The organism is Nocardiopsis ansamitocini (assembly GCF_030268225.1).
Classification (GTDB): domain Bacteria; phylum Actinomycetota; class Actinomycetes; order Streptosporangiales; family Streptosporangiaceae; genus Nocardiopsis_D; species Nocardiopsis_D ansamitocini.
Genome location: NZ_BSQG01000001.1, coordinates 1,378,318 through 1,393,116 on the forward strand (window position 1 = coordinate 1,378,318; position 14,799 = coordinate 1,393,116).

At 67.6% G+C, this 14,799-nt stretch carries 13 protein-coding genes and 1 tRNA gene; 2 read left to right on the top strand and 12 right to left on the bottom strand.

Annotated elements, in window-relative coordinates; translation table 11 throughout:
* Positions 1-69 precede the first annotated feature (69 nt).
* Positions 70-528 (top strand): PssD/Cps14F family polysaccharide biosynthesis glycosyltransferase, encoded by a 459-nt coding sequence (gene pssD / locus QSJ59_RS06155; protein WP_285757720.1) that lies wholly within the window; start codon positions 70-72, stop codon positions 526-528.
* A complete protein-coding gene (locus QSJ59_RS06160) occupies positions 525-2,018 on the top strand; it encodes a glycosyltransferase (RefSeq protein WP_285757721.1) in 1,494 nt (497 codons plus the stop codon). Before pssD ends, QSJ59_RS06160 begins: the two co-directional genes overlap by 4 nt.
* Positions 2,019-2,083: 65 nt before the next feature.
* On the opposite strand, the gene QSJ59_RS06165 is transcribed toward QSJ59_RS06160, so the two are convergent.
* From QSJ59_RS06165 to QSJ59_RS06220, 12 genes are all read right to left on the bottom strand, one after another.
* Positions 2,084-3,298 (bottom strand): glycoside hydrolase family 26 protein, encoded by a 1,215-nt coding sequence (locus QSJ59_RS06165; protein ID WP_285757722.1) that lies wholly within the window; start codon positions 3,296-3,298, stop codon positions 2,084-2,086.
* Positions 3,299-3,427: 129 nt separating this feature from the next.
* Complete coding sequence (locus tag QSJ59_RS06170) at positions 3,428-4,252, bottom strand: sulfotransferase family protein (RefSeq protein WP_285757723.1); 825 nt, start codon at positions 4,250-4,252, stop codon at positions 3,428-3,430.
* 109 nt (positions 4,253-4,361) lie between these two features.
* Positions 4,362-5,282, bottom strand: coding sequence for a sulfotransferase family protein (locus QSJ59_RS06175; protein WP_285757724.1), 921 nt, complete (start codon positions 5,280-5,282; stop codon positions 4,362-4,364).
* A 38-nt stretch (positions 5,283-5,320) separates the two neighbouring features.
* Entirely contained in the window at positions 5,321-6,589 is a 1,269-nt protein-coding gene (locus QSJ59_RS06180; protein ID WP_285757725.1) for a sulfate adenylyltransferase subunit 1, read from the bottom strand.
* A 60-nt stretch (positions 6,590-6,649) separates the two neighbouring features.
* On the bottom strand, positions 6,650-7,582 hold the full coding sequence (gene cysD, locus QSJ59_RS06185; RefSeq protein WP_285757726.1) for a sulfate adenylyltransferase subunit CysD: 933 nt from the start codon (positions 7,580-7,582) through the stop codon (positions 6,650-6,652).
* A gap of 44 nt (positions 7,583-7,626) precedes the next feature.
* Positions 7,627-8,418: a 3'(2'),5'-bisphosphate nucleotidase CysQ gene (locus tag QSJ59_RS06190; RefSeq protein ID WP_285757727.1), complete on the bottom strand. Its 792-nt coding sequence runs from the start codon at positions 8,416-8,418 to the stop codon at positions 7,627-7,629.
* A 5-nt stretch (positions 8,419-8,423) separates the two neighbouring features.
* Positions 8,424-9,893, bottom strand: coding sequence for a sugar transferase (locus QSJ59_RS06195; RefSeq protein ID WP_285757728.1), 1,470 nt, complete (start codon positions 9,891-9,893; stop codon positions 8,424-8,426).
* A gap of 310 nt (positions 9,894-10,203) precedes the next feature.
* On the bottom strand, positions 10,204-10,866 hold the full coding sequence (gene pth, locus QSJ59_RS06200) for an aminoacyl-tRNA hydrolase (protein ID WP_432707423.1): 663 nt from the start codon (positions 10,864-10,866) through the stop codon (positions 10,204-10,206).
* Positions 10,867-10,898: 32 nt separating this feature from the next.
* Positions 10,899-11,531, bottom strand: a complete 633-nt coding sequence (locus QSJ59_RS06205; RefSeq protein ID WP_285757731.1) for a 50S ribosomal protein L25/general stress protein Ctc — start codon at positions 11,529-11,531, stop codon at positions 10,899-10,901.
* A 262-nt stretch (positions 11,532-11,793) separates the two neighbouring features.
* Positions 11,794-12,762: a ribose-phosphate diphosphokinase gene (locus QSJ59_RS06210; protein WP_285757732.1), complete on the bottom strand. Its 969-nt coding sequence runs from the start codon at positions 12,760-12,762 to the stop codon at positions 11,794-11,796.
* Positions 12,763-12,840: 78 nt separating this feature from the next.
* Positions 12,841-14,298 carry a bifunctional UDP-N-acetylglucosamine diphosphorylase/glucosamine-1-phosphate N-acetyltransferase GlmU gene (gene glmU / locus QSJ59_RS06215; RefSeq protein ID WP_285757734.1) on the bottom strand — a complete coding sequence of 486 codons (1,458 nt, stop codon included), beginning with the start codon at positions 14,296-14,298 and terminating at the stop codon, positions 12,841-12,843.
* A 324-nt stretch (positions 14,299-14,622) separates the two neighbouring features.
* A tRNA-Gln gene (locus QSJ59_RS06220) sits at positions 14,623-14,694 on the bottom strand.
* Between the last annotated feature and the right edge of the window lie 105 nt (positions 14,695-14,799).

Genomic DNA, 14,799 nt, shown 5'->3' on the forward strand with positions numbered 1-14,799 from the left:
CTACCCGCAAACGATGTTCATTACTTCAAGTAATGATTAAATCACTCTCAGTTATGAGACTATTGGGCTATGTCTTCAGCCCCTGTCCTGCTCGTCGCCTCCAGTGGAGGCCACCTGGCCCAGCTGTGGCCGCTGCGGCCATGGTGGACCACCCACGAGCGCGTCTGGATCACTTTCAAAACCCCCGATGCCGTTTCCGCACTGGCGGGCGAGACCGTCCACTGGGCCTACCACCCCACCACGCGCAACGTCGTCAACCTGGTCCGCAACACCTTCCTGGCGCTACGCGTATTCGCCCGGCACCGTCCCCGCGTCGTGGTCTCCACCGGTGCGGGCGTGGCCGTGCCGTTCTTCGTCCTGGCCCGGCTGCTGCGCGTGCCGACCGTCTACATCGAGGTCTACGACCGGATGGACACCCCCACCCTGACTGCGCGGCTGTGCCGCCCCTTCACCCGCCTCTTCCTCGCCCAGTGGGACGAGCAGCGTGAATTCATGCCGACCGCGATCACCGTAGGGCCACTGCTATGAGCGAACTGCCCGCCGTCGAGGCCGACGCGCGTCCCCTCGTCCTCGTCACCATCGGCACCGACCACCACCCCTTCACCCGCCTCCTGGACTGGGTCGACGACTACGCCGAACGACGTCCCGGCATCCAGGTGCTGGTGCAGCACGGGGCTTCCCGGGCGCCGGTGCACGCCGAGGGCGTGGACTTCGTGGACCGGCAACGCCTCGACGAACTGATGGCCCGGGCAACCGTCGTGGTCACCCATGGCGGACCGGCCACCATCACCGAGGCCCGCCGTCAGGGTCGGTTGCCACTGGCCGTGGCCCGCGACCCCGAACTCGGCGAGCACGTCGACGACCACCAGCTGCGCTTCGTGTCCCGCTTGGACGACGCCGGCCTGGTGCGCTCCTGCGGCAGCTCACAGCAACTGTGCACCACCCTGGACAAGGCATTGGCCCAGCCCGGCGATTTCCGCCTGGAAGACGATGCGGAGGACCGCTCCGGCGCAGCCGCCCGGCGGGCAGGAGAACTGATCGACCTGCTCAGCGCCGTACGCTGGCCCTCGGAACCACGCCCGCTTCCCCGTTCCGGCCAGGCATGGGCGAAATGGCCGGACGTGACCGTGGTGGTGCCCACCAAGGACCGTCCCGAGTTGCTGCGCGCAACCCTGCGGGCGATCGCCGCACAGGACTACCAGGGAACCATCATCACCCTGGTCGTCTACGACCACGTGGCCCCCGACCACTCGCTGGCCGGCGGCTCCGGCGATCGCCCGATCCTGGTGCTGTCCAACACGATGCGCCAAGGGCTGGCCGGAGCGCGCAACACCGGTGTCCTGGCCGCCGAGACCGACCTCGTGGCGTTCTGCGACGACGACGACACCTGGCTCCCGCACAAACTGCGCACCCAGGTCGAGGTTCTGCGCGCCGAACCGGACACCGAGATCGTCTGCTCGGGAATCAGGGTCGCCTACGGCGACCACGAGTCCGAACGCATCCTCAGGCGCACCAGCATCACCTTCGCCGACCTGTTGCGCTCCCGGCTGACCGAACTGCACCCCTCGACGTTTTTGATCCGACGCGACGCCATGGTGCACGGATGCGGCCTGGTCAGCGAAGACATCCCCGGCAGTTACGGCGAGGACTACGAACTTCTGCTGCGCCTGGCCCGGCGCGCCCCTGTGCGCAACATCCCCGAAGCGGGAGTACGGGTGCTCTGGCACCCCAGATCGCACTTCACCGGACGCTGGGAGATGATCTCCACCGCGCTGCGCTGGCTGCTCGCCGAATACCCCGAGTTCCGGTTGGACCCGCGCGGATACGCGCGCGTCTGCGGCCAGATCGCCTTCGCAGAGGCCGCGGCCGGACAGCGCGACGCGGCGCTGTCGTGGTCACTCGACACGCTTCGCGCTCGCCCCGCGGAGGCACGTGGATACCTGGCCCTGGCCGTGGCCTGCGGTGTTCCGGCCACGACGGTGCTGCGGATGCTGCACAAGCGCGGCAAGGGCGTCTGAGCCCAGAGCGCCCGGTGGTCGGCCGATCAGCCACCGGGCCCCGCCCGATGCGGGCACACACCGCACTAGTAGCGCAGCTCGAACTGGTCCAGCATCGACAGCGCGGAATTGACGGCTTCCCTCGCCTGTTCGGGAAGGTTCACGTACTCGTCCTGGCCCGCCTGGACGAATCCGGCCCGTGCATAACGGTTGTTGAGCAACCGGAAGTCGCAGGTCGGCCCCAGGGTGTTGTCCCAGAACTTGACCGCCCGCACCCGCTCGTATTTGCGCAGCACATCAGGGATCTCGGCGTACCACTCCTGCGTTGCCCGAGGGTTGCCGGGGATCGGCACGGTTCCGGCCTCTCCGATCATCACCGGCTTGTCGGGGTCGATGCCGTGGCGGGGGCCCTGTTCCTGGATCCACTCGTACATCGGCGCCATCGCCTCTTCGAAGGACTGCACGTGCTTCCACCTCGGCTGGTGGGGACAGCCGGTCATGTTGTACGCCTCCCAACTGATCCAGTCCACGTAGTCGTTGCCGGGCCACAGGCCGGGCAGCCGGGCGAAGTTTCCGGGATAGCCGGTCACGTTCCACACGAAGATCGCGTTGTCGGCCCCGTAGTCGCGGTAGACGTCCACGACGTGCTGCCACGCCTGGACGAACTGGTCGGGCGTGCCACGGGTGTTGTAGCGCTTGTTGGCGTCGGCCTCGTGGTCGAAGGTGACGAACACCGGCAGCCCCAGATCGGCGATCTGGCGGGCCTGCGCCCGCAGCGGACCGTCGAACTGCCCGCGGGTGATCTGGCGGTAGCGCAGGGGCGGATGCCCGTTCTGGTCGAAGCGACGGGCCTCCACATTGACGTGCAGGTAACGCCCCTCGTTTGCGAACGCGCGCTCCTTCGCCGTGGGAAAGTTGCGTTGGTCGATGCCGTGCCAGGTGTAGACGATGTCCATGGGACGCCCCGCAGCGCGCTCCAACCCGGCGACGTTGTTGCGATAGGGACTGACCCCCCACCACACCCCGCAGGACGGCTCCAGGATCTCCGTGACGTCGCAGACCGGGTCGGTCGAGGCGGTGACACCCGAGGGCGACGGACCGGGCTCCAGCAGCGGACTCATCGACGCACTGGGGGCCGGTGGCTCGGGCGAGAGCGCATCTGCGGACGCCCCGGCGCTGACGGTTGTTCCTGGCTCGGCTGTCGGCGACTCCGGAGGAACCTCGTACACGCTCGCGGGTTGGATATCCGCAGTGGCGCACCCGGTGAGCAGCAGGGTCGCCACCACCATGGCAGCGCCCAACCGCTCGCTCCGGCACCTTTCGACGGGCGGTCCGCAAAGGCCCGCAGACCCGTACAAGTTCTCCGTAATCGCGGAGTTCGATATTCCGCGCATAGACTCATAGTTACCATATGCGCTCGAAAATTAACGCTAAGTAACCGAGAGTGCGCCCTGCGCGGCGAGTCGCGTGGACTCCGGGTTCAACGCCGTGAAGTCGCCCAACCGGTACCCGAAACGCTCCACCCGCTCTGCGAACCGCTGCTCCATCCGGTTGCAGCTGGCCCTGCGTCCCGGGTGAACCAGGCTGCGGTAGGAACGCCACTGCCGCTGGTAGCGGTCGCAGTGGTGAGCGTCCATCCCACCCGCCGGAACCGGCCCGGTCAGCTCGAGGAAGTCACCCACCCCGGCGAGAACCCGCTCGGGTTCGGTCACCAGCTCCTCGTAGCGCACGATGTGCAGACGCTCGACGAGGAGCGCGTCCATGGCGGCCAGCTCGTGCGCGTGCAGCCAGTGGGCGACCAGGGACTGGATCGGCAGGTCACGATGGCGCGCCTGGGTGGCCAGCGCGACCGCAACGGGGTGGCGGACCACCATCACGAACCGGGCCTGCGGGTACAGGTGCAGCAGGTAGCGCATCATGATCAGGTTGGGCGCGGACTTCTCCACCAGCACGTCGCGGGTGAGGTCCCACTCCGGGGCCCACTGCTCGAAGAGCCGCTGAGCGGTGGAGACCCGGCACAACGGACGCTCCTCGGTGAGATGCGCACGCGGATCGAAGGCGAACAGCCCAGGCCCCCCGTAGGCGGCATCACGAGGATAGACCGACTGCATGTGCTGCCCCTCGCACCCGGGGGCGTCGGCACCGGCCAGCAGGCTAACCTCCGGATGCCGCGCAAGGTGCTCGGCCAGCAGCGTCACGCCGCTTCCGTGCAACCCACCGGTGAACACCATGCGGTGATCGCTCGGCATGCTCATCGCGCTCACTCCAACGAAAAAAGCGCCCGCGGCGATCGTCCGGGCACGCCGGCGGACCGCGGGAATCGCATCAGGATGATTGTGGGGCGCAGACCGGTCGCATGTGCGACTAGTACCCGTACCGCCATCGCGCGGGCGCGGTCAGCGCGGACACCGTGAAACGGTGCCGAAAAGCGAGACTACTCCTCCATGAGGAGTCCGCGCGCACAGAGACCGAACCTGTGGTGAAACGCATTGGATTCCCAGAAACGGTATGCCCCGCCGAGAGCGTCGCATTCCCCTGCGCGTCCACGGGCAGAACACCGCGATACCCGATGAACGAGGCGATCGAGGCGAACTCCGCCTCGGGCGCGGCGGCGAAGTCCTCGTAACGGACCCGTTGGGTGGGCACTCCGCGTCGGGCCAGTGCCGCCAACACCCCGTTCTGCGTCATCCATTGCACCGCGGTACGCACCGGAGGGTAGCGGGCCATCTCCTGTTCGGGACTGGTCGCCGTGGCCTCCGGCCGGGGCACCCGCCTGGCCCAGGAGTGAGCAACCGCACGCGGATCGCGCACCACGTGCAGCATCCGCATCCGCCGGTGGTAGCGCAATCGCAGGCAGGCGGCCAGCGAGGCGTGCTTGCTGGAGTCGACGACCACCCTGCAACCACTGACCTGTGCAATCGCAGCGTAGAGGCGGTCGTAGAGCGCGGTATAGCGGTGGACGAGGTCGGGGTGCCCGCCCGGCTCGGCCCTGAGCAGCCCGGGAACGAACCTGGTGCGGTCGACCGCGTCCTTCAGCGCCAGGACCTCGTGCGCGTCGACCCGGCCCCAACCGCCGAACGCCTCCGCTCCCACGGCACGCCAGAACGAGCAACCGCTGAACGGCTCCCCGCAGCCGCACCATTCGTCGTCGACGAGACTGCGCCGCCACATGTGCACGACCTCACCGACCGAGCAGACCCCGGGCAGTTCGCCGAGGAGCCGTTCGATCAGCGTCGACCCCGACCGCCCGATGCCCCCGACGAATACCAGCTCATAATCACTCACAGGCAGTGACACTACTACCGTGAGTGACAATTACACGCCTACTCGGCGCGGACGATCATCCCGGCCCCGACCGTCGCATTGGTCCCCTCGTCGATGAGGATGAATCCGCCGGTCAGCCGGTTGCGCTTGTACTCGTCGGCGAACAGCGGCTGGGTGACCCGCAGATTGACCCGACCGATCTCGTTGAGACCGAGGCCCTCCGCCCCCTCGTCTCGGTGGAGCGTGTTGACGTCGAGCCGGTAGAGCAGGTCGCGCACCACGACCTTGGCGGTTCTCGTGGTGTGCTTGATGATGAGCTTCGTACGCGGGGTGAGCGTACGGTTCTCCGACATCCAGCAGACCATCGCGTCCACGTCCTGGGTGACGTTGGGCCTGTTGTTGGGGCGGCAGATCATGTCACCGCGGGAAATGTCGATGTCGTCGTCGAGCAGCAGGGTCACCGACATCGGCGCGAACGCCTCGGCGATCTCCCCGTCGGCGGTGCGGATGCTCTTGATCCGGGTGTTGAGCCCCGAAGGGAGGTGGGTGACCTCGTCACCGGGCTTGAGCACACCCCCCGCTACCTGGCCCGCGTAACCGCGATAGTCGTGCAAGCCGGGGTCGTCCGCCCGGTTGGGCCGAATCACGTACTGCACCGGGAAGCGCACGTCGATCAGGTTGCGGTCCGAGGCGATGTGCACGTTCTCCAGATGGTGCAGCAGCGACGGACCGTCGTACCACGTCATGTTGAGCGAGCGTTCCACCACGTTGTCGCCGTGCAGGGCCGACAGCGGGATGAAGGTGAGGTCGGTGATGTCGAGCTTGGTGGCGAACGCCGAGAACTCCCGCTTGATCTCCTCGAAGCGCTCCTGGGAGTAGTCCACCAGGTCCATCTTGTTGACCGCGAGCACCAGGTGCGGCACCTGGAGCAGGGTCGCCAGGAAGGCGTGGCGCCGACTCTGCTCCTGCAGCCCCTTGCGTGCGTCCACCAGGATGATCGCCAGATCGGAGGTGGAGGCACCCGTCACCATGTTGCGGGTGTACTGGATGTGGCCGGGCGTGTCGGCGATGATGAAAGTGCGCCGCGGAGTCGCGAAGTAACGGTAGGCGACATCGATGGTGATGCCCTGCTCGCGCTCGGCGCGCAGGCCGTCGGTGAGCAGCGCGAGGTTGGCGGTCTCCTCGCCGCGGGTGCGGCTGGTGCGCTCCACGGCGTCGTACTGGTCCTCGAAGATCGACTTGGAGTCGAAGAGGAGCCGGCCGATCAGGGTGCTCTTGCCGTCGTCGACCGAGCCGGCCGTGGCGAACCGCAGGATGTCAGTACTCATGTGCAGCCAGTCCAAGTGCGTGTGCGCGGGTGGTTGGGGGTGATGGACGCTCGGCCCGGGCTAGAAGTAGCCCTCGCGCTTGCGGTCCTCCATCGCGGCCTCGCTGGCGCGGTCGTCAGCTCGGGTCTGGCCTCGCTCGGTGATCCGCGTGGCGGCGATCTCGGCGATGACCTCGTCGAGCCCGGTCGCCGTGGAACGCACCGCACCGGTACAGGTCATGTCGCCGACCGTGCGGTAGCGCACGGAGGTCTCGAAGACCTCCTCGTCGTCGTCACGCGTGATGACCGGGGTGTCGGCCAGCAGGATGCCGTCGCGCTCGAACACCCGGCGCCGGTGCGCGAAATAGATGGAGGGCAGTTCGAGGCCCTCGCGGGCGATGTAGCCCCACACGTCCAGCTCGGTCCAGTTGGACAGCGGGAACACCCGGATGTTCTCGCCCCGGTTGACGCGGGTGTTGAAGGTGCTCCACAGCTCGGGGCGCTGGTTCTTGGGATCCCACTGGCCGAACTCGTCCCGGAAGGAGAAGACCCGCTCCTTGGCGCGTGCTTTCTCCTCGTCACGGCGCGCACCGCCGAACGCGGCGTCGAAGCCGTTGTCCTCGATCGCCTCCAGCAGCGCGGCGGTCTGCAGCCGGTTACGGCTGGCCCAGCGCCCAGTGGGCTCGGTGACCTTGCCCGCGTCGATCTGCTCCTGGACCGAGGCGACCACCAGCCGCACACCGGTCTCGGCGACACGGCGGTCGCGGTATTCGATGACCTCGTCGAAGTTGTGACCGGTGTCGACGTGCATCACCGGGAACGGGATGGGAGCCGGCCAGAACGCCTTCTCCGCCAGGCGCATCATCACGATGGAGTCCTTGCCGCCCGAGAAGAGCAGCACCGGCCGCTCGAACTCGGCGGCGACCTCGCGCATGACGAAGATGGCCTCCGCCTCGAGGAAATCAAGCTGTGAGAGCTGGTACCGCCCGAGGGCCGGCTGACTGGCCTGACTCATGAATCCGCCTCATGCTCACTTCGCTCGCGAGGGCCGAGAAAGCCTCAACCACCCGCGTGTGGACCCGCGCTGTCCAGGTCCGCGGCATTGCGGACACTGGCCAACAACATACTCGACAATTCCGGTCGGCATACAAGGATATCGGGTAGGTAGGGATCCGCGTCGTTGTAGGTCAGGTTAGCGCCGTCGATCCGGGATGCGTGCAGGCCGGCGGCCTTGGCAACCGCCACCGGAGCGGCGCTGTCCCACTCGTACTGCCCGCCCGCGTGGATGTAGATGTCGGCGATCCCGAGCAGCACCGCGCAGATCTTCGCCCCCGCCGACCCCATCGGAACCAGTTCCGCACCCATCCGGGTCGCCAGGCGCTGCACGAACTCCGGCGGCCGGGTACGACTCGTCGTGATGCGCAACCGTTGCTCGGACGGCCGCTCCTCCGGCAGCCACGGCGGATCCACCGTGGACAGGGTGCTCCCCTGCGCGGGCAGTGACACAGCCCCCGCGGCCAACTCCCCGTTCTCCCACAGCGCCACGTGCACGGCCCAGTCCACCCGGCCCGGCTCCGAGAACTCGCGGGTGCCGTCGAGCGGATCGATGATCCAGACCCGCCGCGCGGTCAACCGCGCCGGATCGTCCGCCCCCTCCTCGGAAAGCACGGCGTCACTGGGACGCAGCCGCCCCAACGCGGAGAAGAGGAACTCGTGCGAAAGGCGGTCCCCGAGCGTGCGCAGCACCTCGGGCTCGTCGAACCCACCACGCGCGCGCAAGCGCAGCAACTGTTGTCCCGCCTCGATGGCGAGATCGCGCGCGACCTCATGATCATTTCTGATGGTGCTCACCAGACTCAGTATGCTCCCGCCCCACGGATAACCGCTGAACACGTTTTCCACAGAATCTGGACGTCCAACGTCAACGACCAGTTTTCCACGTACCGCAGATCCAGACGCACCGATTCCTCCCACGAAAGATCGGAACGGCCGCTCACCTGCCACAATCCTGTCATCCCCGGCTTCACGACCAACCTGCGCCGGACGTCGTAACCGTACTTGGCCACCTCCTCCGGCAGCGGCGGCCGGGGCCCCACCAACGACATGTTGCCCCTGAGCACGTTGACCAACTGAGGCAGCTCATCCAATGAATATCTGCGCAGCCATGCCCCGACCGGCGTGACACGCGGGTCCCTGCGCATCTTGAAGAGCACCCCGTCGTGCTCGTTTCGTCGACGCAGCAAGGCTTTGAGGGAATCCGCGTCGACGACCATGGTACGAAACTTGTAAAGGGTGAACTCGGCCCCGTCCTTGCCGACCCTGGTCTGTCGAAACAACGCGGGCCCGGCTCCCCCTCTGCGGATCAACAGCACCAGCACTCCGAACAACGGAGCCAGCAGCACCAGCGCCACGGCCGCGGCCACCCGGTCGTAGAGCCCTTTGACCAGACGGCGCCCGCCCGCCAACTCCGGGTGCTCCACATGCAGCAGCGGCAGCCCAGCGACCGGGCGGATCGTGGTGCGCGGCCCCGCGACGTCCATGAGAGCGGGCGCCACCGTGAGATCGGTGCCCGTCTTCTCCAACCTCCAGGCCATCCGGCGCAACTCCACCCCGTCGATCTCCGGGCAGGTCAGAACCGCCACCGTGTCGGCCCCGGTGACCGCCACGGCCGGCGGTACCGATCCGAAGTCACCGTAGACCGGACAGCCCGCGACCTCCGACACCCCGGGCTCGCACTGTCCAGTGGGCAGGCACACGCCCACCACACTCATCCCGTGATAGGGCTCCCGACGAAACTGCATCACCAGTTCGCGCGCCGCCTCCTGATGTCCGACCACCACCACCCGGCGCATGCACGCCCCGTTTCGGCGCTGCCGGTGCAGCCTCTTGCGCCAGGCATAACGCGAAGCCAGGCTCATCACCGTGACCAACGGCAGGACCACCAGGACATAACCGCGGGCCAGGTCGGTGTTCGTGGCATAGGAAACGATCGCCACAGCAGCCGTGAGCATCACCCCCGCACTCAGCACCCGGCGAAACTCCTCGGTGCCGATCCCGATGAAACGACGCTCGTACCCGCCGGCCAGCACGACTGCCGCCGCCCACACGAAAGGCAACAGCACCGACATCACCGCATAGGGCGCCACCTGTTGCGCCCACACACTTCCCCAGAACCGGGCCTCGACAGCCACCAACCCCGACGCGATCGCGCACGACGCGTCGATCGCGAACAATCCCCGCACATACGATTTCGGCCACCCCGCCCCCGACACCGCAACGGGTGCCTGCCACGTGGCAACAGGTTTCACGTCACTGACGACGGCCATGCATTCCTACCTTCGACACCGCCGGCCGCACTGATCCGTTTTCGGGCAGGCTCGCGCAAGGGGGCGACGAACCCAAGAGGAAAGGGGCCAGGGGGCGCGGAACTCGAACCGACCACTGAACAGTAGCTAAATGTAGTCAATAAGTCGCGCGACGTGACGGAAGGTGAGCAGAAAAGGTCCATCCGAGAAAAGGAACTCGGACACTCATTAACAAGAAGGTCCGCCTGCCGGAGGACCGACGGGTCGACTCACGGCACCCCGAAACGGCGACCGCACAGCCGCCGGCCGTTCCCCCGCCAGACCGGCGGGATCAGCCTGCCGTGTGGTAGATCAACTGGGCCTTCTCCAGACCCGACTCCAGAACCGTCTCCACCGCGTCAGCCGCCCGCTCCACATCGACCTCAAGGTCCGAACGCTCCGGACCGGAGAAGTCCCGCAACACGAACGACGCCGCGTCCATCCGCCCCGGAGGGCGACCGATGCCCACCCGCACCCGGATATACCCCGGATCGGCCAACGAAGCCGAGACCGAGCGCAGACCGTTGTGCCCGCCCGCCCCTCCCCCGCGCTTGAGCTTCAACGCACTGAACGGAATGTCGAGTTCATCGTGGACCACGATCACCCGCTCGACCGGAACCTTGTAGAACGAGCACAGCCCCGCGACCGGCCCTCCCGAAAGGTTCATGAACGACCGCGGCTTCGCCAGCACCACCGGGACACCGGCGATCCGGGTCTCGACGGCCTCCGCGTGCGCCTTGTGCGCCTTCCACCGCTCACCGGCACGGGCGGCCAGCGCGTCGACCACCATGAAACCGATGTTGTGCCGGTTCCCGGCGTACTTGGGACCGGGGTTACCCAACCCCACCACCAGCCAGCGCTCCGAACTCACGGGACTCTCCACGACTCGTGCACGATCCGACGCGGAAAACAGCGACGCGCGGCCCCCCAGCATTCGCTTGAGGAGACCGCGCATCAGTGTGTATCCGAAGACTCGGTGAACCGGTACTAACCGGCGGCCTGCTCCTCGTCCTCAGCCTCAGCGGCGGGAGCGGCCTCAACGGCTGCTTCCTCGTCACCGGTGGTCTCGGGCTCTTCCTCGACCCGCTCGGCGGAGACGGTCGCGACGAGCGCCTCGGGGTCACCGGAGAGCTCGACGCCCTTGGGGAGCTTCAGGTCGGAAGCCGACACCTGGGCGCCGACCTCAAGGCCCGTGACGTCGAACTCGACGCCCTGGGGAATGTGGGTGGCCTCGGCCAGCACCTCGACCTGGACCAGCTCCTGGTTGAGCACGCCGTCGTGGGCGACGTCGCCGGTGAGGGTCACCGGGATCTCCACGGCGACCTTCTCGCCCTTCTTCACGACCAGCAGGTCGACGTGCTCAAGGAAGCCCTTGATGGCGTCGCGCTGCACGGCCTTGGGGAGGACGAGGTTGTCACTGCCCTCGACACCGTCCAGACGCAACAGCACGTTCGGGGTCTTCAGCGCGAGCATCAGGTCGTGGCCAGGCAGGGTGATGTGCCTGGGGTCGGTGCCGTGGCCGTAGAGGACGGCCGGCACCTGGCCCGCGCGACGGGCACGGCGCGCGGCGCCCTTACCGAACTCGGTGCGCGGCTCGGCAGCGATACGTACCTCGGACACGACGGAACTCCTTGGTGTGGATCTTCCCCCGCGGCGACGGGGAAACACGGCTTCTACGAAACAGCCCCGCCTCCATACCAGCGGGAAAGCCCCACCTACGCGGGGAAACACGATCTCGCCGCGCCACTGTCAAGCGGCCCGCGCGAGCGCAGGGATTACCCCACAGACGCGGGGAAGCTCATAGCAGTCTAACGGCTCTCACCGGCGGCTCGTGCACGCGCTGCGGCTGAACGGGGCGAACCCCGCCCAGCCGCCCCGCGGTCTACTCGAACAGACTCGTGACCGAGCCGTCGCTGAACACCTCGTTGATCGCCCGGGCCAGCAGCGGCGCGATCGACAACTGGGTGAGCTTCTCGAACTGACGGTCCTTGGCCAACGGCAACGAGTTGGTGATGACCACCTCGGAGATCCGCGAGTTCTGCAACCGCTCCACCGCCGGACCCGACAGCACTCCGTGGGTGGCCGCCACGATGACCTTGGCCGCCCCCTGCTCGAACAGGGCGTCCGCGGCCTTCACGATGGTCCCCGCGGTGTCGATCATGTCGTCCACCAGCACACAGGTGCGGCCCTTGACCTCACCCACCACCTCGTGGACCTTCACCTCGTTGGCCACATCGGGGTCACGGCGCTTGTGGATGATCGCCAGCGGCGAACCCAACCGGTCGGCCCAACGGTCCGCGGTACGCACCCGGCCCGCGTCGGGCGACACGACGGTCGCCTCCGAGGCGTCCACCTGCGACGCCACGTAGTCGGCGAGAATGGGAAGCGCGAAGAGGTGGTCGACCGGACCGTCGAAGAACCCCTGGATCTGATCCGTGTGCAGGTCCACCGCCATCAGGCGGTTGGCCCCGGCCGTACGGAACAGGTCGGTGACCAGCCGGGCCGAGATCGGCTCGCGGCCCCGGTGCTTCTTGTCCTGGCGGGCGTAGCCGAGGAAAGGCGTCACCACGGTGATGCGCTTGGCCGAAGCCCTCTTCAGCGCGTCCACCATGATCAACTGCTCCATGATCGACTTGTTGATCGGCTCCGAGTGGCACTGGATGATGAACGCGTCGCTGCCCCGGACCGACTCCAGGTAGCGGACGAAGATCTCCCCGTTGGCGAAGTCCTGGAACCTGGTCGGGACCACCTCGATGCCCAGTTCCGCGGCCACCCGCTCCGCGAGCTCGGGGTGGGTGCGCCCCGAGAAGAGCATCATCTTCTTCTGGCCCGCGGCCTTCATGCCGGTCACGTGTATTTCCCCCACAGTCTGCTGCCTACTTTCTTCGCCGGCTCAAAGGAGCCGGTTCGGACCGCCCCCGACACGCGCTCAATCGTCACTCCCCGGAAGGCCCCGGCCCGCCTGCTCCGCGGCCTGCGCGGACGGCGTCCCAGGACGCTTTCGCTGCACCCACCCCTCGATGATGCGCTGCTGACCGGCGGAGACGGCCAGCGCACCGGGCGGAACGTCCTCGCGGACCACGGTGCCGGCGCCCGTGTAGGCGCCCGCCCCCACGTCGACCGGCGCGACGAACATGTTGTCGCTCCCGGTGCGCGCGTGGTCCCCGATCGTCGTGCGGTTCTTGTTGACCCCGTCGTAGTTGACGAAGACGGAGGAGGCGCCGATATTGACGCCCCGGCCGATGTCGGCGTCGCCCACGTAGGTCAGGTGCGGGACCTTGGACGCCTCTCCGACAACGGAGTTCTTCACCTCGACATAGGTGCCGATCTTGACCCCGCGCCCGAGCCTGGCGCCGGGACGGAGGTAGGCGTACGGGCCGACGGACGCCTCGGGGCCGATCTCGGCCTCGTGGGCGACCGTGTGTCCGACCACGGCGTCGTCGCCGACCCGGGTGTCGCGCAGGAGCGTGGCCGGGCCGACCCGGGCGCCCTCGCCGATCACGGTGTGCCCCTGGAGCTGGGTCTGGGGCTCTACCACCGCGTCACGGCCGACCTTCACTTGGGCGTCCACCCAGGTGGAGGCCGGGTCCACGATGGTGACCCCGTCGCGCATCAGGCGCTCCAGGAGACGGTCGTTGAGCAGGCGCCGGGCCTCCGCCAACTGGACGCGGTCGTTGACGCCCTGGATCTCGACCCAGTCCTCGGCGACAGCCGCGTCCACCCGGTGGCCGTCGCCGCGCAGGATCGCCACGGCGTCGGTGATGTATTCCTCGCCCTTGGCGTTGTCCGTGGACAACCGGTTGACGACCTCGGTGAGCAGCGCGCCGTCGAAGGCGTACATCCCGGAGTTGATCTCGTCCACGGCCAACTGGGCCTCGGTGGCGTCGGCGTGCTCGACGATCTCGGTGAAGGCACCGCCGGAGTCGCGCACGACCCTGCCGTACCCGGTGGGGTCGGGGACCCTGGCCGACAGCACGGTGACGGCGTTGCCCGCCGCCTCGTGGGCGGCGACGAGGTCGAGGAGCGTGCGCCCCCGCAGCAGCGGGGTGTCGCCGTAGGCGAGGACGACCGTGCCGGACAGCTCCACCCCTTGCTCGCGCAGTGCCTCGACGGCCATGCGGACCGCATGGCCGGTGCCGTTCTGCTGGTCCTGGACCGCGGTCGAGACGTCGGGCGCGACGTCCTTGAGGTGCTGGGCCACCTGCTCCCTGGCGTGGCCGACCACCACGGTGGTGCGCTGGGGTCGGAGTTCGGCGGCTGCGGCCAGGACGTGTCCCAGCATGCTGCGGCCACAGATCTCGTGGAGGACCTTGGGAAGTCTGGACTTCATGCGGGTGCCCTCGCCCGCCGCGAGGACGATGACGGCTGCCGGACGGCTCACGCTCACTGGCGGAGACTCCTCATGTCGCTGGCGAATGAACTTCTATGGCTCGGCCGGCGGCGGGGACGGCCCGCACGGCCGATGGGCCGCGTCGGCGAAACGGCCTGAGAACACCTGGCCAGGGCACGCTGAGCCCGTCCTCCCTGGGCCGACATGGGCAGCATACAGGTGGGCCGCTCGGCGGGACGGCGCGCCCGGGTGTGGCGTTCGTGATTGACGCGTTACCGGCCCGAGACAGCGATAAGGGTCCGAGACCTATGGTCTCGGACCCCGCGCTGTCACAGTGTGAAGTTGTCTACAAAGAAGCGTCTCAGCTGTTCAGCTGCCATGCTCCCGGGCCAGGACTCGAACCTGAAATGTCTGAACCAAAATCAGAAGTGTTGCCGATTACACCACCCGGGAAAGCAGAAGATCTACTATCCGCGAAAACCACAAACTTCCACACCTGCCTCTATTCCCAGACTGCAGGGTGGCACCGCGTCTTGCATGGAACACCATAACGTCTTC

Bases quoted from the DNA above. Each gene is read 5' to 3' on its own strand.
- pssD (WP_285757720.1), top strand. From the start codon at position 70: ATGTCTTCAGCCCCTGTCCTGCTCGTCGCCTCCAGTGGAGGCCACCTG.
- QSJ59_RS06160 (WP_285757721.1), top strand. From the start codon at position 525: ATGAGCGAACTGCCCGCCGTCGAGGCCGACGCGCGTCCCCTCGTCCTC.
- QSJ59_RS06170 (WP_285757723.1), bottom strand. From the start codon at position 4,252: ATGAGCATGCCGAGCGATCACCGCATGGTGTTCACCGGTGGGTTGCAC.
- QSJ59_RS06180 (WP_285757725.1), bottom strand. From the start codon at position 6,589: ATGAGTACTGACATCCTGCGGTTCGCCACGGCCGGCTCGGTCGACGAC.
- cysD (WP_285757726.1), bottom strand. From the start codon at position 7,582: ATGAGTCAGGCCAGTCAGCCGGCCCTCGGGCGGTACCAGCTCTCACAG.
- QSJ59_RS06195 (WP_285757728.1), bottom strand. From the start codon at position 9,893: ATGGCCGTCGTCAGTGACGTGAAACCTGTTGCCACGTGGCAGGCACCC.
- pth (WP_432707423.1), bottom strand. From the start codon at position 10,866: ATGCGCGGTCTCCTCAAGCGAATGCTGGGGGGCCGCGCGTCGCTGTTT.